Annotated in this window: 17 protein-coding genes, 1 tRNA gene, 1 pseudogene and 3 riboswitches; of the genes and pseudogenes, 11 read left to right on the top strand and 8 right to left on the bottom strand. The window is 49.1% G+C overall.

Annotation, left to right across the window (positions count from 1 at the left end; genetic code table 11):
- The first annotated feature begins 2 nt into the window (after positions 1–2).
- Together BUB67_RS02415 and BUB67_RS02410 are read left to right on the top strand one after the other, a co-directional pair.
- Complete coding sequence (locus tag BUB67_RS02415; protein WP_073235206.1) at positions 3–791, top strand: FeoB small GTPase domain-containing protein; 789 nt, start codon at positions 3–5, stop codon at positions 789–791.
- The gene (locus BUB67_RS02410) at positions 788–2,182 is read left to right on the top strand and encodes a nucleoside recognition domain-containing protein (protein WP_073235203.1); all 1,395 of its coding nucleotides are present in this window, start codon (positions 788–790) and stop codon (positions 2,180–2,182) included. The genes BUB67_RS02415 and BUB67_RS02410 overlap by 4 nt, the downstream gene beginning before the upstream one ends.
- Here the strand turns inward: BUB67_RS02410 and BUB67_RS02405 are convergent.
- Together BUB67_RS02405 and cobT are read right to left on the bottom strand one after the other, a co-directional pair.
- Complete coding sequence (locus BUB67_RS02405) at positions 2,179–2,631, bottom strand: metal-dependent transcriptional regulator (RefSeq protein WP_073235199.1); 453 nt, start codon at positions 2,629–2,631, stop codon at positions 2,179–2,181. The genes BUB67_RS02410 and BUB67_RS02405 overlap by 4 nt on opposite strands.
- Positions 2,632–2,894: 263 nt before the next feature.
- On the bottom strand, positions 2,895–3,953 hold the full coding sequence (cobT, locus tag BUB67_RS02400) for a nicotinate-nucleotide--dimethylbenzimidazole phosphoribosyltransferase (RefSeq protein WP_073235196.1): 1,059 nt from the start codon (positions 3,951–3,953) through the stop codon (positions 2,895–2,897).
- A gap of 108 nt (positions 3,954–4,061) precedes the next feature.
- Positions 4,062–4,245: riboswitch (cobalamin riboswitch) on the bottom strand.
- 117 nt (positions 4,246–4,362) lie between these two features.
- Positions 4,363–4,545: riboswitch (cobalamin riboswitch) on the top strand.
- 115 nt (positions 4,546–4,660) lie between these two features.
- On the opposite strand from cobT, the gene BUB67_RS02395 reads away from it, so the two are divergent.
- From BUB67_RS02395 to BUB67_RS02370, 6 genes are all read left to right on the top strand, one after another.
- Positions 4,661–5,491: a sirohydrochlorin cobaltochelatase gene (locus BUB67_RS02395; protein ID WP_073235193.1), complete on the top strand. Its 831-nt coding sequence runs from the start codon at positions 4,661–4,663 to the stop codon at positions 5,489–5,491.
- A 53-nt stretch (positions 5,492–5,544) separates the two neighbouring features.
- Entirely contained in the window at positions 5,545–6,306 is a 762-nt protein-coding gene (locus BUB67_RS02390) for an energy-coupling factor ABC transporter permease (protein WP_073235190.1), read from the top strand.
- Complete coding sequence (locus BUB67_RS02385; protein WP_073235188.1) at positions 6,290–6,601, top strand: energy-coupling factor ABC transporter substrate-binding protein; 312 nt, start codon at positions 6,290–6,292, stop codon at positions 6,599–6,601. The genes BUB67_RS02390 and BUB67_RS02385 overlap by 17 nt, the downstream gene beginning before the upstream one ends.
- A gap of 233 nt (positions 6,602–6,834) precedes the next feature.
- Positions 6,835–7,545 (top strand): precorrin-2 C(20)-methyltransferase, encoded by a 711-nt coding sequence (cobI, locus tag BUB67_RS02380; RefSeq protein WP_073235185.1) that lies wholly within the window; start codon positions 6,835–6,837, stop codon positions 7,543–7,545.
- A gap of 4 nt (positions 7,546–7,549) precedes the next feature.
- A complete protein-coding gene (locus BUB67_RS02375) occupies positions 7,550–8,392 on the top strand; it encodes an ABC transporter ATP-binding protein (protein WP_073235182.1) in 843 nt (280 codons plus the stop codon).
- Positions 8,389–9,123, top strand: coding sequence for an ABC transporter permease (locus tag BUB67_RS02370; protein WP_073235179.1), 735 nt, complete (start codon positions 8,389–8,391; stop codon positions 9,121–9,123). Before BUB67_RS02375 ends, BUB67_RS02370 begins: the two co-directional genes overlap by 4 nt.
- 37 nt (positions 9,124–9,160) lie before the next feature.
- On the opposite strand, the gene BUB67_RS02365 is transcribed toward BUB67_RS02370, so the two are convergent.
- Positions 9,161–9,682, bottom strand: coding sequence for a GerMN domain-containing protein (locus BUB67_RS02365; protein ID WP_073235176.1), 522 nt, complete (start codon positions 9,680–9,682; stop codon positions 9,161–9,163).
- Positions 9,683–9,949: 267 nt separating this feature from the next.
- On the opposite strand from BUB67_RS02365, the gene BUB67_RS02360 reads away from it, so the two are divergent.
- Entirely contained in the window at positions 9,950–11,350 is a 1,401-nt protein-coding gene (locus BUB67_RS02360) for an S-layer homology domain-containing protein (RefSeq protein ID WP_073235173.1), read from the top strand.
- Between the two features lie 137 nt (positions 11,351–11,487).
- On the opposite strand, the gene BUB67_RS02355 is transcribed toward BUB67_RS02360, so the two are convergent.
- Positions 11,488–12,141: a C40 family peptidase gene (locus tag BUB67_RS02355; RefSeq protein WP_238456917.1), complete on the bottom strand. Its 654-nt coding sequence runs from the start codon at positions 12,139–12,141 to the stop codon at positions 11,488–11,490.
- Positions 12,141–12,270, bottom strand: a riboswitch (cyclic di-AMP (ydaO/yuaA leader). Its footprint overlaps the gene before it by 1 nt.
- Positions 12,271–12,455: 185 nt before the next feature.
- Between BUB67_RS02355 and BUB67_RS02350 the strand changes: the two genes are divergently transcribed.
- On the top strand, positions 12,456–13,148 hold the full coding sequence (locus tag BUB67_RS02350) for a zinc dependent phospholipase C family protein (RefSeq protein ID WP_073235167.1): 693 nt from the start codon (positions 12,456–12,458) through the stop codon (positions 13,146–13,148).
- 121 nt (positions 13,149–13,269) lie between these two features.
- On the opposite strand, the pseudogene BUB67_RS02345 reads toward BUB67_RS02350, so the two are convergent.
- Positions 13,270–13,488: pseudogene (locus BUB67_RS02345) on the bottom strand (sodium-dependent transporter); the annotation flags it as partial.
- A 146-nt stretch (positions 13,489–13,634) separates the two neighbouring features.
- On the opposite strand from BUB67_RS02345, the gene BUB67_RS02340 reads away from it, so the two are divergent.
- Positions 13,635–14,456 (top strand): hypothetical protein, encoded by an 822-nt coding sequence (locus tag BUB67_RS02340; RefSeq protein ID WP_073235164.1) that lies wholly within the window; start codon positions 13,635–13,637, stop codon positions 14,454–14,456.
- A gap of 1 nt (position 14,457) precedes the next feature.
- On the opposite strand, the gene BUB67_RS02335 is transcribed toward BUB67_RS02340, so the two are convergent.
- From BUB67_RS02335 to BUB67_RS02325, 3 genes are all read right to left on the bottom strand, one after another.
- Entirely contained in the window at positions 14,458–15,183 is a 726-nt protein-coding gene (locus BUB67_RS02335; protein WP_073235161.1) for a M48 family metallopeptidase, read from the bottom strand.
- Between the two features lie 141 nt (positions 15,184–15,324).
- A complete protein-coding gene (locus BUB67_RS02330; RefSeq protein ID WP_073235158.1) occupies positions 15,325–17,040 on the bottom strand; it encodes a Na/Pi cotransporter family protein in 1,716 nt (571 codons plus the stop codon).
- 283 nt (positions 17,041–17,323) lie between these two features.
- Positions 17,324–17,398, bottom strand: a tRNA-Arg gene (locus BUB67_RS02325).
- Between the last annotated feature and the right edge of the window lie 79 nt (positions 17,399–17,477).

Below are 17,477 nucleotides of genomic sequence, written 5' to 3'. Positions count from 1 at the left end.
ACATGGGCTTGACACACCAGTCCTGCGGCAGCGGTGTAAACCGGGAAATTTTTCAGCGGGGTATGGTTCCCGGGGCGGCCTACGTAATTGCCCTGGCTGGCAATCCAAATACCGGCAAAAGTACATTGTTTAATGCCTTGACCGGCTTAAACCAGCATACCGGCAACTGGCCCGGAAAAACCGTCCTGCGGGCCGAGGGCAAATTTATTTTTCAGGGACGGGTTTATAATTTAATTGATCTGCCCGGAACCTATTCCCTGTTAGCCCATTCGGCAGAAGAGCAGGTAGCCAGGGATTACCTGTGTTTTGGCAAACCCGACGCAACCATTGTGGTTGTAGATGCCACTTGTTTAGAAAGAAATCTTAACCTTGTCCTGCAGGTTCTTGAAATCACTGCCAAAGTAGTCGTTTGTGTAAATTTAATGGACGAAGCAAAAAGGAAAAACATCGAAATTAATATTGAGTCCCTGTCTGCCGAACTGGGGGTACCGGTGGTGGCTGCCACCGCCCGGGAAGGCGCAGGCCTGGCAGCATTACAACAGGCAGTTGCAGGAATAGCCGACGGCACTGTAAAAACCTCGCCATACATTGTGAAGTATGATGAGGCGATTGAGCACTGCATCCGAAAGCTGGAGCCAAAACTGAAGGAATTGGTGGGAGAGCAATTCAACAGCCGCTGGTTGGCCTTACGGTTATTGGATGGTGATGAAACCGTCATTCGTTCCCTCAAAAAATGGCTGGCGGAAGGGACGCGTGTCAGGGCCGCAGCAGGAGGTGAAATTCTTGCATGAGACAAAGGTCTCAATTGAATGGTCTGGATTATATTTTAAGGGAAGTAAGTATCCTGAACCCCAACGGTTCGTTGAAAATTAACGATGCCGTTGTAAGCAAGATCTACCATAAGGCGGAAGAAATCACGCAAAGGGTTGTTACCCGGAGGGAAAAACCAGGAGTCGATTGGGATGAAAAACTGGATAATATTCTAACCTCCAGGGTGTGGGGATTTCCCTCCATGCTGTTGTTACTGGGGGTGGTATTCTGGCTTACGGTGGCCGGCGCCAATTATCCTTCGCAGGTCATTGCATCGGCGCTTTTCTGGGGCCAGGACCGCCTGAGCGATTTTCTTTACTGGTTACAGGCGCCCGCCTGGGTAAAGGGTTTTTTTGTGGAAGGTATGTACCGTTGCCTGGCCTGGGTGGTTTCCGTAATGCTCCCGCCAATGGCCATTTTTTTCCCCTGCTTTAGCTTACTGGAAGATCTGGGATACCTGCCAAGAGTCGCCTTTAACCTGGACCGTTTTTTTAAAACTGCCGGCGCCCACGGAAAGCAGGCCCTTACCATGAGCATGGGGTTTGGCTGTAACGCCGCAGGGGTGGTGGCCTGCAGGATCATCGAATCGCCCCGGGAACGTTTGATTGCTATGCTGACCAACAATTTTGTGCCCTGCAACGGACGTTTTCCCACCCTCATAGCGCTGGCCGGACTCCTGGTTTTCGGACTGGGGAATTCCCTGGCCACCACAGCCGTCGTGGTAGGGGTTGTCCTGTTTGGGATCGCCGTTACACTGGCAGTGTCCTGGGTTCTCTCCCAAACCCTGCTGAAGGGAGTTCCCTCTTCTTTTACTCTGGAGCTGCCGCCTTATCGAAAACCCCAAGTAGGCAAAATCATTGTTCGCTCCATCTTCGACCGCACCTTGTTTGTCCTGGGCCGGGCGGTGTGTGTGGCAGCTCCGGCCGGTGCGGTCATCTGGCTGCTGGCCAATATCCGTATAGGGAATCTGAGCCTCCTTGCCCATGGCGCCAACTGGTTAAACCCTTTGGCCCAACAAATGGGTTTGGACGGTTTTATTCTGATGGCCTTTATTTTGGGATTGCCGGCCAACGAAATTGTGCTGCCCATCCTTATTATGGGCTATCTGGCTGCCGGCGCCATGACTGAATTGGAGAGTTTACAAGATTTGTACCATCTTTTTGTGGTACAGCACGGCTGGACCTGGGTAACCGCTGTTTGTATGATGCTGTTCTCCCTGCTGCACTTTCCCTGCGGCACCACCCTCTGGACCATTTGGCGAGAATCGGGAAGTGTCAAGTGGGCTTGTCTGGCTGCTTTCATCCCCCTGGGTATTGCCTGCACGGTTTGTTTTATAGCAGCCCAGACGGCAAGGATTCTGGGTTTGGTTTAAATGAGCGGCAGGGATTCAGCCCTGTCCTTTTGTTTGGCATCTTCCTTCCTGCAGTATGTTTTAAATTCGTCCAGCCAGGAAGGGTGCTGCTCCGTGAATTTAACAAAGTTGATGATGGCCGTCAGGGTTGGCAAAGAAAGATAGTGTTCCATGGCCTCGGCCTCCGCCGCCACATCGCATTGGGAACCGATCAAACGCAAAAATTCCCGTATAAATCTATTCCTTTCTACTAAAAAATGGCCCAACTGCTTCCCCTTTTCGGTTAACACTATGTCTTTATAGGGACGGTAATGAATATGCTGGCTTTCGTTTAACTTTTGCAGGGCCCTGGTTACCGAAGGCAAGCTTACGTTTAAGCAAGCAGCAATATCTGTCACCCGTACGGCTTCACCGCTCCGGCTCAGCCTGTAAATTTCCTCCAGGTAATCTTCCAAACTGGGAGACAGCATCCCTAACACCCCCTTTATTCAACATATAAAGGACAGCGTTTTTTATTACCTCTTTGATAGGTTGTGGTTAAAAAATAAAAAGGTTTTTTGTCCCAATCAGATAGCGCTGTTTGACAGAGGTGAAAAGAATGGAAGATGATTTACTGGCCCTGTTGACTTCCATAAGTCTCTTTGTCTTTAATCTCTCCTTAAAAAGCTATTTAAAAAAACACTTGTTAACTAAAAAACCCGAGGGTGAAGTTTAAAAACTTCACCCTCAGGTTTTATTCTCCCTGGCTGACTCCTGCCTCAGCAAAGGTGGCCATTTCATTGATGATGCAGATGGCCGATTCAATGATGGGGAAGGCCAGGGCCGCCCCGGTCCCCTCGCCCAGTCTCATCTCCATATGCAGAATCGGTTTTAACCCCAACATCTCCAACATGATACGATGACCCGGTTCCTGGGACAGATGGGAGGCCAGCATATACTCTCGACTCAGGGGGGCCAGGGAGTGGGCCACCAGGGCTGCGGCCCCGGAGATAAAGCCGTCCAGCACCACCGGGATCCCCTCGGCGGCACAGCCCAAAATGATGCCGGCCAACCCCGCAATTTCCAGGCCCCCCACTTTGGCCAGGACATCCAGCCCATCCCGGGCATCCGGCCGGTTCACCTGCAGGGCCCGGGTCACCACAAAGGCTTTATGCTGCCGCCGGGCTTCATCAATCCCCGTGCCCCGCCCGGTCAATTGATCAGCGGGCAGCCCGCTGAAAGCAGCTAAAATGGCAGTGCTGGGCGTGGTATTGCCGATCCCCATTTCGCCGATGCCCACCAGGGCCGGTCGTTCCTTCACCTGTTGCTGCAGCAGGGCAATTCCTGTCTCCACTGCTTTTACAGCTTCCTGCCTGCTCATGGCGGGGCCCAGCACAAAATTTTCCGTACCGGATTTGACCCGGCAGGCAATGAGCCCTTCCTGTTCCAGAGGGGGCCCGGCTACACCGATATCTGCCACCACCACCCTGGCCCCCGCCCGGCGGGCCAGCACATTGATGGCTGCCCCGCCGCGCAGGAAATTCAGCACCATCTGGGGGGTTACTTCCTGGGGAAAAGCGCTGACTCCTTCGGCCACCACCCCGTGGTCGCCGGCCAGCACCAGGGATACTTTCTCCCGGGGCAGTTCCGGCAGGGGTTTTCCCTGGATGCCCGCCAGCCTGCGGGCAATGTCCTCCAGCACACCCAGGCTGCCCGGAGGTTTCGTAAGGTTATCCAACCTCTGCTGCGCCAAACCTTCACATGCCCGGTCAGGGGGCGTAATCTTTGCCAGTGTTTGATGAAGTAATTCCATTGATATCCTCCTAACTTTTAATAATCTCATCAAAAAATGATGGATTTTGATTGATAAAATAAAAAATCCCAGCCCAAACAGGCTGAGAACTTTACCATCATCCTCAGATAATAAAACTTCCTACAGGCAGGTCTCCTGGCTTACGGGTCACTGCCTTAATACCTGCCTTCCCAACCTGCCGGCCAGTGGCTTAGAATTGGTATCGGCTCACCGTTTACAGTGGCGGGACCGCTCGGGACTTGCACCCGATTCCCTATTCTCCCCGGGGGGCACCTGTAAGAAGATTTTATGATAAAAAATATTGTAATGCTAAATGAAACAACTGGCAATATCACTTAACATATTCATGCTCAATAGGATTTTGTATAGACATTATACCTGTTAAATGGTATTATGGCATAAGAACTACATATATTTGGAAGTGTCAGGTACCCCTTGCCAGGGGGGTTTAAAAGGGAATCGGGTGCAAATCCCGAACGGTCCGGCCACTGTGATGGCTAGTTAGTTTCATTTACACCACTGGTGATACCGGGAAGGTCGAAACTAGCGCTTACGCCTCAGTCAGGAGACCTGCCTGACGCTTAACTGATCACCTCCCGAGGAGAGGCAAGCAGTTACCAGAGGCATACTCATGTCTTTTTTGACCTGTCACCTTAACGCTTGCCCGTTAAGGTTTTTTATTTTGCATGAAAGGTGGGAAATGTACAATGGCTGAAAACAAAGCAATCCTGCTGGTCACCTTTGGCACCAACGTTACCAGGGCCGCAGCATCTTTTAACAACCTGGAGAACAAAGTAAGAGAAGCATTTCCCGGCGTAGAAGTACGCTGGTCCTATACCGCAAAAACCATCCGTTCCGCCCTGGCAAAACAGGGAAAGGCGGTGGACAGTCCCATCACTGCTCTGGCTAAACTGCAGGATGAAGGTTACACCAGGGTAGCCGTACAGTCTGTCCACATTTTGCCGGGCCAGGAATTTTATGACCTGGTTAATGTGGTGGACAACATGGCCCGTTTTCATGGTTCTGCGGGCAAACATTTTCAAACCAGGATCGGAAAATTTGGTTTTCATAAATTAACCCTGGGTACACCCCTCCTATATAAACCGGCGGATTACAGGGCAGTGGTAGAAGCATTAAAATCCTATGTCCCGGCCGATGAAGATCATGCCCTGGTTTTGGTGGGCCATGGCAGCGGCCACCATACTTTCAGTTCCTACGGCTGCCTCAATGATATGCTCCGGCAGTCCTTTGAAAACGTCTTTCTGGGCACGGTGGAAGGCTACCCCTCATTGGATGAAGTAAAATCCGATTTGGCAAGGAAGAATTTCCACCGGGTTACCCTCATGCCATTTATGAACATCGCCGGGGACCACGCCATTAACGATTTGGCAGGTGACGAGCCGGATTCCTGGAAAAATGAGCTGGCCCACAGGTACACGGTTTTCACCGATCTAACAGGCCTTTTGGATAATGAGAAAATTATTGAAATATATATAAAACATTTGCAGGAAGCTTTTGCCAAGTTAGATACCGATTAACCTGATTGCTTTCATAGTTGTATAAAACATGAGTTAATCAAGGAGTGAATGAAATGACCTTAAAGAATACAGTATTTTGGGCCTTCATGTTATCCTTTTTCCTTTTGACACCCGATACAGCCTACGCCATGCACATTATGGAAGGCTTTTTGCCCGCCAAATGGTGTCTCCTTTGGTTTGTTCTGTCTGTCCCCTTTATTATCCTGGGACTGATTTCCATCCAAAAAAACATTAACAAAAACCCTCAAATAAAAATGCTTCTGGGTCTGGCCGGGGCCTTTGCCTTTGTCCTTTCCGCCCTGAAGATTCCCTCGGTGACCGGCAGTTGTTCCCACCCCACCGGGGTAGGACTGGGAGCAATTCTGTTTGGCCCCGTCACCATGAGTGTACTGGGCTGTATTGTATTGGTATTTCAGGCCCTTCTGCTGGCCCACGGCGGCCTTACCACCCTCGGGGCCAATACCTTTTCCATGGCTGTGGTGGGACCCTTTGTATCCTACGGTATTTTCAAATTGGTCAAAGGGCTTGGCGGTCCCAGGTGGTTGGCAGTTTTTCTGGCAGCATCACTGGGTGACCTGCTTACCTACGTTACGACTTCTTTCCAACTGGCTCTGGCCTTTCCCGCCGAAACGGGAGGGGTTATGGCTTCTTTAACAAAGTTCATGGGTATCTTTGCCTTAACCCAGGTACCCCTGGCCATCAGCGAAGGCCTTCTTACGGTATTAATCTTTAACCTTTTGACCGTTTACAGCAGCAACGAGCTTAAGTCACTTTATCTTTTATCTGAGGAGGAGAAATATGAGTACAATAACTAAGGGGCATTGCTCTAAAAACAGACTCGTAATCAACCTGTTGTTGTTAGCAGTGGTGGTAGCCCTTTCTGTCTTACCCTTGTTTATGACGCATGATGCAGAATTCGGCGGCGCCGACGGCCAGGCGGAAGAAGCCATTGCTGAAATAAACGCTGGTTATCAACCCTGGTTCCAACCCCTGTGGGAACCACCCAGCGGTGAAATCGAAAGCCTGCTGTTTGCATTGCAGGCCGCTGTGGGAGCAGGTTTTATCGGTTATTATTTCGGTTTCAGGCAGGGGAAAAGGAGCGGCAAATAATTGACGTAGCCGCATGGCTATCTGCCTGAAGGCAAACTCTCACACAGTTTCAGTAATTGTTATACTTCTTATGGTTGGGGTATCTGTACGCAAAGGCAGCATACCCTTCCGTTTTTATGGGCAACCGATTCTTATCCCTGTTGCGTATGTTCAGCAGGAGTCCTGCCACGGAACCAGAATATCTAATTCTGAATAAAGCGCTCATAATAATACATGGCTTACAGGAGGTACAAGTGAAAGGAACATTTTATGGTATCGGCGTCGGGCCCGGTGACCCGGAGCTTATTACTCTTAAAGCTGCGAACCTGTTAAAAGACATTGATGTGGTGATCGCTCCCCGCACCGGTAACAAAGCCAACAGCACCGCCTTGCACATCGCCCGGCCCCATTTAAGACATGACACAGAGATTCTGGAATTAACTTTTCCCATGGTGGATGATAGCGATGAATTAAACAGTGCCTGGGAAAATAATAAAAAGACCATTCTGTCTTTATTGAAGCAGGGCAAGCGGGTGGCCTTTCTCACCCTGGGGGACCCGATGCTCTACAGCACTTATATTTATATGCTGCGCCTGCTGGCCAAACACCGGGTAAATATGCAAACCATACCGGGGATCACTTCCTTTTGCGCTGCAGCCAGCCGGGCGGGCTTTCCCCTGGCGGAGGGAGACGATATCCTTACCATTATCCCCGCCACCTGTGACCGGGATAAATTAAGCCAGGCCCTGGCTGTTTCAGACAATGTGGTACTCATGAAGGTATCCAGAAATACCCCTGAACTTATTAAACTGATGCAAAGCAAGGGTTTATCTGAACATGCTGTAATGGTTAGCAAGTGCGGGCACCCCGACGAATCCATCCATTATAATATAAATGAAGTGTCAGATTTAAAACCTGTTTATCTCTCCACCATTCTGGCCAGAAAACACCCCACCGGGATGTGAGAACATGATTATACTGGACCGAGTCACGAAACTGCACGGGGACAAAGTGGCCGTCGATCATTTGAGTCTGCATATTAAACCGGGGGAGTTTTTTGGTCTGCTGGGACCCAACGGAGCCGGCAAGACAACCACCCTGCGCATGATTACAGCCCTGACTCCCCCCTCCGTGGGTCAGATCACGATCAACGGTCACCCGGTCAGCAGAAACAACACGGTCTTTAAAGGGCAAATCGGACTGGTTCCCCAGCACGTCAATCTGGAACCGGAACTGACCGTTGAGGAAAACTTGCGGCTGCACGGCATGTTGTATAACATGAAAAGGGATGAGATCAACCGGCGGCTTGCAGAGTTGCTGGAGTTTACGGAATTAACGGCAGAAAGACATGCTCTGGCCAACACCCTGTCCGGCGGCATGAAGCGCAAAGTGTTGATTGCCCGGGCCCTGATGCACAATCCAAGTTTACTGCTGTTGGATGAACCGACGGTGGGACTGGATGTTTTTTCCCGCCGCCGGGTCTGGGATTTGATTAAATCCTTAAATACCCGAGGCATCACCATCCTGTTAACCACCCATTACCTGGAGGAGGCGGAACATCTGTGCTCTAGGATCGGCCTGCTGAAAAAGGGCAGGTTAATCATGACCGGCAGTGTGGAGCAGCTGCGCAATATGGTGGGGCCGGTGGTGGTGGAAGTATTTGCCCGGGATCGGACCCGGCTGTATTTTTTCAGGGATCAAGCAGGGGCCCTGGATTTTGCTTCCGGCCTGACGGAGGAGTTTACCATCCGGCAGACTTCCCTGGAAGATGTATTTGTTAAAATGACCGGCGAAAGAGTGGAAAACCATTGAACGGTATATTGGCGGTATTGTGGCGGGAGTATTTATACTTCAAAAAAAGGATTTGGTCCATTACAGGCAGTTCACTGGTAGCCCCCCTGCTTTACCTGACTGCCTTTGGCTGGGGCCTGGGGAGAGCCGTTAACATGGCCGGGGTTGCCTATATTGATTTCATTGTGCCCGGTATCCTGGCCCTCAGTACCATGAATGCCAGCTTTAACGCCGTATCAACGCCCCTGTCCATCGCCCGGTTGTATGACAAAACGCTGGAGGAATATCTGGTGTCCCCCATCACCCTCTATTCCTTTGCAGCGGGAAAAATCCTTGCCGGGGCCCTGCGGGGTATGTATGTGGGCCTTTTACTTTTGGCCGTGGCCTTTGTCCTGGGAGCCAATTGCAAGCTGAGCGGGCTTTTTCTGCTGCTGGCCTTTTTAAACTGCCTGGTTTTTGCCAGCCTGGGCTACCTGGTGGCGCTTAAGATACAGTCTCACCCGGATATGACCCGGTTCAACAGTTTCGTCATCACTCCCATGATTTTTTTATGCGGCACTTTCTTTGCCCCGGAGCATACCCCGGCCCCGTTACAGTTGTTGATTAAAGCCTTACCCCTGACGCCGGCCAGTCAAGGGCTGCGTTCCCTGGCCCTGGGACAAGAATTGTCCTGGTATGCCCCCGCACTGCAGTTACTTTATCTGGTTGTATTTATTGTATGGGGCCTGCGGGCCAGCCATAAGGTTGAATAAAAAACAGCAGCCCCTGATTGACTCAGGGGCTGCTGTCTTATTTTTGGATGATACTTTCGTTTCTGGGGATGGGTTTGTCATAGATGGCATGGCCGGTGGTGAGGGGTTTGCGGTCCACCAGCAGCTTTACACTCTTGTACTGGGGCAGTTCCGTCAGGGTATTGACCAGGGAGTTGATGGCAATAAACTCTCCGGTGGAACCCTGCAGGTTGCCGAAGGCCTGGTTAAAATTGAGCACCAGGGTATCCCCTTCGGTCTTATAGAAGACCAGCTCGGTCCCTTCAGGCAGTACCGGTGCATAATTTCCGGGCTTATTCAGTTCCTGAATTAATGCCACCACCATATCATTGGGCTTATCAATTTCTCTCACCACCGGCACCAGGGCATCGGCCTTTTCATTGGCAAAATAAAGGGTTACCTTGACCTTTTCCCGGGCCGGGGTTTGGACCTGAGTTTCCGCCTGGCTCTTTGGCTGTTCTTGCTCCTTGAGGACGCTGCCGGTACAGCCGGTAAAGGCCAGGGACAGGATCAAAATTAAAAACAATACAGCTCTTTTCATGATTTACCTGTTTCAAACCTCCCTTTGTTAAACTTCACAAACAAGTCACAGTTTAACATATTCCTGGCAAAATGGCTATAGTCGTTGTCCAGGTCAATATTTTCGATAAAATTTCGCGACACCTCTGTTCATTTTCTAACTTCAGCACCCTCTAAATTTTATTTAGCCGCACGTAATAGAGAGTATAAACCAAGAAACCCATTATTGGAAGGCGCCCCAATAAATGGCTTCTACTTTGGATTCCATGATCTTTGAAAGGAGAATACCATGAAAAAGATAACCAAACTAATGATCACCTTACTTTCCGTGTGCCTGCTTACCGCCCTGTTGGCAAGTGCGGCCTGGGCTAGCCCGTCCCGGGCGAAAGAAAACCGTTGGCCGCCGGGCCTGCAGAAAAAGCAGCAACTCATGCCTCAGATGACCTTTGTCTATGGTTTTGTCGATATTCAAAATCACTGGGCTAAGAAAGAAATCGAAAAAATGCAGTCAAAGGGAATTATGAAAGGCTATGAAGGCAAGCAATTTAAACCCCAACAACCGGTAACCAAAAACGAAGCCATCGCAATCATTATGCGAGTGGTTGACCACAAAGAAACTTCAACCGATAAGGCCGGGCTTATTAAAAAGGTCTTTCCCGGCTGGATGGGCGCAGCCCCGCTGCAGGCCTATGATGCCGGCATTATCGCGGACTGGGAGCTTATGGCATGGAACGGCAATAAACCCGCCACCCGTATTGAAGTGGCCATGTGGTTGTGCCGTGCCGCCGGTGATAAAAATGTTTCATTAAAAGAGATGCTTTCTTTTGCCAAAGATGCTAATCAACTGAGCAAGGACGAATTAATATACGCTGCGGCCATGTACAACAGAGGAATTATGAGAGGCACTCCCGACGGTTATTTAAATCCCTTCAAGCCCATCTCCAGAGGCGAGTTTGCGGTAATGATTTCCCGGTTCATCGATTCTGCAGACATGGACGACAACAGGGATGATGTCAACAACGGCGAAGAATTTATTGAAACTTTGAACCCTGCCAGCAACTCCAGGGTAGCTGTGGATACCGATGAGTTTACAATTAAGTTTAAGGAAGCAATGGTCTTTGTAGACGGCAAAGACATGGAGGATTTACCTGAAGCCGTTAAGATTTTCAAGTATCAGAACAGCAAATGGGTAGATGCCGGTCTGGAATATGCTATCGTCTTTAAGGAGAGCGATGATGAACTGACAGTTAAATTGGATAGCAGCGCAACCCTGGACCATAACGCTAAATACTGCATCACCGTGGCCGGCGGCATTCTGCAGAAAGATGATGATGACAGCGCCTTTTCAGGAATTGATAAGGGCCAGTGGACCTTCATCACCGAAGGGGCGGCGCTGGCGGTGGACGAGGTGAAAGCCACCGGCGCCACCACCGTGGTGGTCGCGTTCAATCAGAATATCAGCAAAGGGGAAGACTTTGACGCCAGCGGCAACGGCATTCATGTAGTGGACGGAGATCGCGAGCTGGATGTTGACGCCGCCACCGTCAGTGGCAATAAATTAACCGTTACCCTTGATGCCGATGACAGCCTGGAAGACGGGGAAGTGTATACAATATGGTTCAGTGATGATATCATTAAGGATTTCACCCTGGATCAAGATAAAGCCATAGCATTTAAATACCAGAATTAATCCTAAATGTTTTCCCAATTCAAGTTGGGGACGGTTCTTGACTTGAATTCAAAAATCTGGAATTCAAGTCAAGAACCGTCCCCAACTTGAATTGGCAAGTAAAAGGACCCTATAAAAAATAGGGTCCTTGCACAACACTATAGAATTCTGCCGGCTCCCCGGTACCTGGCGCTCCAGTAACTGTCATTTAGAGAATCAATCTTAATTCCCCTGGAACTGGAGGCGTGAATAAATTCATTATTCCCGATATAGATACCGGAATGGTTGATACCATGACCGCCGGTATTAAAGAAAACCAGGTCGCCGGGGCGCAACTCATCCTTTGCAATGGCAGTGCCGGCACTGTACTGGCCTGCTGCGGTATGGACCAGGTCAATGCCAAAGTTTTTAAATACATACCGTACATAACCGGAGCAATCAAAACCCGCAGGGCTTTCCCCGCCGGCACGATACCTTACGCCAATATATTGTTTGGCATAATCCAAAACCGCCATGGCTCTGTCTGCAATGCCCCTGGAAACATTTGGAGAGGCGGTTAAAGGTCTTGCTGCCTGGTTGGTTGGTTGATCCGGAATGGTTAAAACTTGACCGATTTGCAAGTTATCACTGGTTAAATTATTTAATTTTTTAATAGTTTCTACGGTGGTGCCATTTTTTTGGGCAATGGCCCACAGTGTATCTCCCTGGCCCACCGAAACCTGAGCCGCCTCGGCAGAACCGGTCCATACAACGGCTGTCAGGCAAACCGATGTGACCAGCGCTGCCAGTTTTCTCCCAATGGACAACTTCACCTTCCCCACTTTCTACGCCTACGGAGTTAGCTGACGGGTTCGGACCGAAAGTTAGCCCGCTACCAATGGTAGTTCACCCCAAAAGAACGGTTCCCCCGTTTTCATTTGGAAATTAGGCGTTTTTATTTTAGCCTATTACCAAATTCGCCGAAAGTTTCCATTTTCCTGCTCAAAAAGAGATTTTCTTCGCAATTACAAGGCAATTTGAGACAAAAGCCCATTTGATTTTCTGCTCATAATTTATCCTGTTTTTGGCAATAATTTTTGATGCTTGACTTATAACTTTGTACCGTTCACATAAAGGAGAACCTTCAATGACCCTCACCCAGGCCACATGGAACTGTGCCAAAGTAATGCTGGCCCTGACCTCGCCTTTGCAAGTGATGATTAAAACCCGTCGACCAAGAAACACCCATCACTTTTGTAACCGGCAGGCCGTCCAGATCCTGAGACGGGATGGTCTGCAAAGCGAGGCGCTGTTTTTTCAGTCCTATTTGGATGTTTTAAACCATGGTTCCTCCTGGAGTGACAGGGGTTTTAAAAATATCAGCCATTATTACAACTACCGGGAGAATACCGGACTGTGGCATGGCCCGGATGCTCCCACCGAATGCCGGTACTATTTTAACCGGGCCATTAAACATTGGCGCCGGGGCAGACGGGAAAAAGCCATCTTTTACCTGGGCGCCGCCGGTCACATCTTGCAGGACCTATGTGTACCCCATCATGCCGGAGGTCTGGTGTTTAGCGGCCATAAATACTTTGAAGACTGGGCCAGGGATCACTATGAAGATTTTGCCACCAGCCTTGGGGGCCTTTATGATCTAGGCGGCTGCGCCGGCGATTGGGTAAAGCAAAATGCCATGGTTGCAGCCGGTTACCTGCCGGAAGTCATGGAAGATAATGCCCCGGCTGTTGAAAAGGTGTGCGGGTTACTTCTGCAGAGGGCCCAAAGAACCACCGCCGGTTTTTTGCATTTCTTCATACAAAGGGTTAAACCAAATTAAAACCCCACCGGTTCAGTTAATGCCGGTGGGGTTTTAATTAGCATTTAAAGTTTAATAAAGCCCAGCCCGTTTAACAGTACAATGATTATGGCAATGGGCACCACATACCTGACCACAAACAAGTAATAGCGCACAGCGAGGGCCCTTTGTCGGGACTGAAGTCAAAGGCAAACACAGCCGGAAAGATGGCCATACCGGCCAGCATCGAAACCAGTGTGTCCGCCAGCACTACCTTAACGCCTGTGCCGATAAGACTTTCGTCTTTGCCAATGTAACTGCCGTAGGTGGTCATGGCGCCCATGCCTACGGACAGTTTAAAGAAAGCCAGACCCACGGCGGAACCCAGGGTGGCTGCAATAACGCCCAAAGTGCTGCCCACTGTCAATAAAACTATCTAATAATTTGTTTGCGCCCGTGGCGAAACACTTTGTAAACAAGAACGTCTTTCTTTATGAACCTACCAACAATCGAAGGAGCATAAATGTCATGAGAAAAATAACCTGTACCCTTTTGGTCCCGGTCTTTGTACTCTCTCTTCTAGCCGGCTGCACCTCTTCTCCTAAAGCAAAAGAAGAAACCGGCGCCTTCAAAACCCAACAGATACAAACCTTTGTAGAAACGGAAAATACACATGTCTTACAAACCCTGGAACAGGACCTTGTGGGGGACCCGGTAAAGGAAAAGGTAGTATTATACGCGGAGCAGTCAAAGGACGGCATGCCCTTATCCTGGTCCTTGGTGGTCAACGGCATCGAAAAGGTGAAACTGTCTCCCGAGGACGGTCTTTATTCCTTTGCTGAAGTCAAATTTGCAGACGTAGACGGGGATCAAAAAGAAGAGGTTCTGTTGTACCGGCAGTCCAGCGGCAGTGCGGGAGCCAGGGGATTGAACATTTATAAAACCACCGGCGAGAACTGGCAGGAGTTGTTCTCAGTTAACAATACCACGGAAGCGGATGATAAAAGATTTGAAGTGAAGTACATGGGTAATTATTATGCCGGTTTCGAGGATAAAGAGACCGGTTTAAAGTCAACCATCCAGCTGGACAAAGCCCGGTATAAAGGCATTGAACACATGCTACAGGGCATCTCCACCTGGATCGACCCCATTGTGGATTACAGCCTGGTGGATCACAACGGAGACGGAGTCAAAGAAATTGTGACCATCCAAAGGGTGATTGGCGTAGCCCATGCGGATACCATCGGCCTGTTGAAAACTACCTACAAAATGGAAAGGGGCCGGTATAAAGCCGTGACCCTGACCCTGTGCGATAACAATGACAAACCTCTGGCCGAGGTTAAGTTATAAATCAAAGGGTTAGTTCCGCCCCGTGATCCTTTAGCCACTGCCGGTGGATCCGGTAGTCCGGGCAAATGCTCTCCACCAGGGTCCAGAATTTTTTTGAATGATTCATTTCCACCAGGTGAGCCAACTCATGGGCCACCAGGTAATCGATCACCGGCAGCGGGGCCATCACCAGGCGGTAATTAAAGTTCAGATTCCCCTGGCTGGAGCAACTGCCCCAGCGGGTTTTCTGATCTTTAATGAAGACCTGGTTATAATTGATTTTTATTTTCCTTCTTGCCCTTTCCAATCTCTCGACGATAATTTCTCTGGCCTGCTGTCTGAACCAGTTTTCCAGTATTTGAAATATCTTATCTTTATGATCCTGTGGCAATATCACCAGGATTTTATCCCCTACCGGTTCCACCACAGGAGGCCCTTCTTGAAATACGGTAACCAATCGATAGGATTTGCCAAGAAAGCTGACAGCCTGCCTCTCCACCAGGCTGTTTTCTTTTCTCTGCCGCGCTTTTTGACTCATCAGGTCTAATTTTTGCAGGATCCATGTCTCCCGGCTTTTTAACAGCGATTCGATGCCGGACAATGGATACTTTGAGGGCACCACAACCTCCAGCCCCTTGTCCGGGCTGATTTTTAGTAGGATGTTTCTGGCCCGATTACTTTCTTTCACCCGGTAAGAAACCATTTGCTCGCCCAGTTTCACTGAATCTTGTTTCGGTTGTTTTTTCATTTCCGCCCCCTCCTGCCAATGAGTTCGTTGCATAGAATTCTGCAAGGAAGGTCAATTTCCTTTTTATACCACAAAGGATACAGACCTCTTAATTTTCATAACCCGGGGCTTAAAAAAGAACCCTGCTGTTAAGCAGGATTCTCAGTTTGCTTTACTGACACTTTGTTGTTTACCGCTGCCGTTTACTTCCCACATTTCGGACGGAGGGGTTAAAATCAGGGCTTCGTCATGCCAGGTACAGGAAACTTCATCCGTCAGGGCCATGGCAATATTCTTTAAGTGCTCGCTGATCCTCAGGTAGGCATTAATGACATCCATGTGAATGAAGCTGGTATTTTCTGTTTCCTGAGTCCCCCTTTGCATACGGGCAATATGGCTCATCCGCAAACGAAACTCCAGATCCACGATATCCTCCTGCAGCGTTTTGGCCTTCTCGGCCAACATGCAACTGTTGGTGGCAAAAGCGGTATTAACAATATAAAGCAATTCAACGATTTTGTTATGCATGGTAATGATGTCTTTATGGCCTTCGGCAGAAAAATCCAAATTGTTGACGTATTTGCTTTCTGCTTTATACATCAGGTTTTTCTCGATGATGTCGCCAATATATTCATAATCCCTGACAATATGCACAAGGCCCATGGTTTTGTTAAATTCATCCTTGCTCAGTTGCTGTCTTAAAAGGTGGGTCAAGTATTTATTGGTCGCCGAAGCAAGGGAATCGATATGATTTTCCTTTTGGTGCATTTTTTCCGCCAGATCGGGGTCGTAGGACTTCAGCAGGGAATAAATATCCTTTGTCATGTCGGAAACAAGGTCGGAAATATGCATAATTTCCTTGGTAGCCATGCCAATGGCCACTTCCGGAGTGTTAAATAAGGTTTCATCCAGGTATTTGGGCGTAACGTCGGCATCCGGTTGTTTCTTTTCCGGTACAATAAACTCCAGCAGCCGGGCAAACTGGGAGATAAAGGGCGCAAAAAGCACTGCAATGGCAATGTTAAAGAAAGTATGCACGTTGGCCACCTGAAAACCTGCATTGGACGTCAATGCAGTCATTACCTTGGCCAGGGGACCGACAAAGGGCAGGAATAACAGCACACCCACCACTTTAAAAAGCAAATGTGCCGTGGCCACCCGTTGGGATTCCCGGGACGAACCGAGACTGGATAAGACCGCCGTAAAAGCAGTGCCCACATTGGCGCCGAAAAGCAGGTAAATGGCAGGCTCCAGTGCAATCATATGTTGCATGGCCAGCAGCATAATGATACCGATGGTGGCAGCGCTGCTGTGCACCAAAAAAGTAAAAATAGCTGCCACAATCATAGCCAAAAGGGGTTTGTCGCTCATTTGCAGCAGCAACTTCCCAAACATGGGATCATCCCGCAGGGGATGCATGGTATCTGCCATAATTTTCAGCCCCAGGAACAGCAGGCCAAAACCCATTAGCACCTGGCCAATTCGCTTGTGTTTATGCCTCTTGGAAAAGAAAATGATGGTGGCCCCGATACCGACGATGGGCAGAGAAATTTCCGTGGCCTTTAACGCAATCAGTTGGGCGGTTACGGTGGTGCCAATGTCCGCCCCCAGGATTACCGCCAGGGTCTGCCTTAAGCTAATAATTGAAGCGCTGGTTAAACTGACTAAAATCACAGTGGTAGCCGTACTGCTCTGAAACAGTACTGTTACCAGAGTCCCTAACCCCATGGCGACAATTCGATTCTTGGTCAATTGAGTCAGGGCTTCCCGAAGTCTTTTCCCTGCAATTTTTTGCAGACCATCGCTCAGCACATACATGCCGTATAACAACAGGCCCATGCCACCAATCATACTTAAAACAGCTGATTGCCAGGACATCTTGCCTCCTCCACCTTTCTCCGCAGGAACTTAAAAAAAATTTCACAAGCATTTGCAAAAAAAGTAGTAGCAAAACGCTACTGTCATTTTTTATTCTTTCTTAACATAAATTTAATACTTGTATTGTAATTCATTCGTTAATTAGTGTCAAACAGTAGACATTTGATTGTCAAAAAAAGTCACCAATCCGCCGACTTTGTTGTCCTATTGGTGGTTTGGCACCATTCCTTATAATAATTATAACCTCTAACCCTTATAATTTAAGAGATTAGAGGTTATTAACTGGTGCGCCCGACAGGAATCGAACCTGTGCACCCGGCTCCGGAGGCCGGCGCTCTATCCCCTGAGCTACGGGCGCGTATTTGTTTACGCTATTTTATTATAGCAATATTTTAGATTTTTGCAAGTGTTACAAAGTCAGATACCCTGAGTCAACT

Origin of the sequence: Desulforamulus putei DSM 12395, assembly GCF_900129195.1 — a bacterium.
In the GTDB taxonomy this organism is placed as follows: Bacteria; Bacillota; Desulfotomaculia; order Desulfotomaculales; family Desulfotomaculaceae; genus Desulfotomaculum; species Desulfotomaculum putei.
Note: the sequence above shows the minus strand (reverse complement) of the source record. Positions and strands in the feature narration are given on the sequence as shown.

Coding starts and splice junctions, on each gene's coding strand:
- BUB67_RS02415 (WP_073235206.1), top strand. CDS start 3: ATGGGCTTGACACACCAGTCCTGCGGCAGCGGTGTAAACCGGGAAATT.
- BUB67_RS02410 (WP_073235203.1), top strand. CDS start 788: ATGAGACAAAGGTCTCAATTGAATGGTCTGGATTATATTTTAAGGGAA.
- BUB67_RS02405 (WP_073235199.1), bottom strand. CDS start 2,631: ATGCTGTCTCCCAGTTTGGAAGATTACCTGGAGGAAATTTACAGGCTG.
- cobT (WP_073235196.1), bottom strand. CDS start 3,953: ATGGAATTACTTCATCAAACACTGGCAAAGATTACGCCCCCTGACCGG.
- BUB67_RS02395 (WP_073235193.1), top strand. CDS start 4,661: ATGGCTGAAAACAAAGCAATCCTGCTGGTCACCTTTGGCACCAACGTT.
- BUB67_RS02390 (WP_073235190.1), top strand. CDS start 5,545: ATGACCTTAAAGAATACAGTATTTTGGGCCTTCATGTTATCCTTTTTC.
- BUB67_RS02385 (WP_073235188.1), top strand. CDS start 6,290: ATGAGTACAATAACTAAGGGGCATTGCTCTAAAAACAGACTCGTAATC.
- BUB67_RS02375 (WP_073235182.1), top strand. CDS start 7,550: ATGATTATACTGGACCGAGTCACGAAACTGCACGGGGACAAAGTGGCC.
- BUB67_RS02365 (WP_073235176.1), bottom strand. CDS start 9,682: ATGAAAAGAGCTGTATTGTTTTTAATTTTGATCCTGTCCCTGGCCTTT.
- BUB67_RS02360 (WP_073235173.1), top strand. CDS start 9,950: ATGAAAAAGATAACCAAACTAATGATCACCTTACTTTCCGTGTGCCTG.
- BUB67_RS02350 (WP_073235167.1), top strand. CDS start 12,456: ATGACCCTCACCCAGGCCACATGGAACTGTGCCAAAGTAATGCTGGCC.
- BUB67_RS02340 (WP_073235164.1), top strand. CDS start 13,635: ATGAGAAAAATAACCTGTACCCTTTTGGTCCCGGTCTTTGTACTCTCT.
- BUB67_RS02335 (WP_073235161.1), bottom strand. CDS start 15,183: ATGAAAAAACAACCGAAACAAGATTCAGTGAAACTGGGCGAGCAAATG.
- BUB67_RS02330 (WP_073235158.1), bottom strand. CDS start 17,040: ATGTCCTGGCAATCAGCTGTTTTAAGTATGATTGGTGGCATGGGCCTG.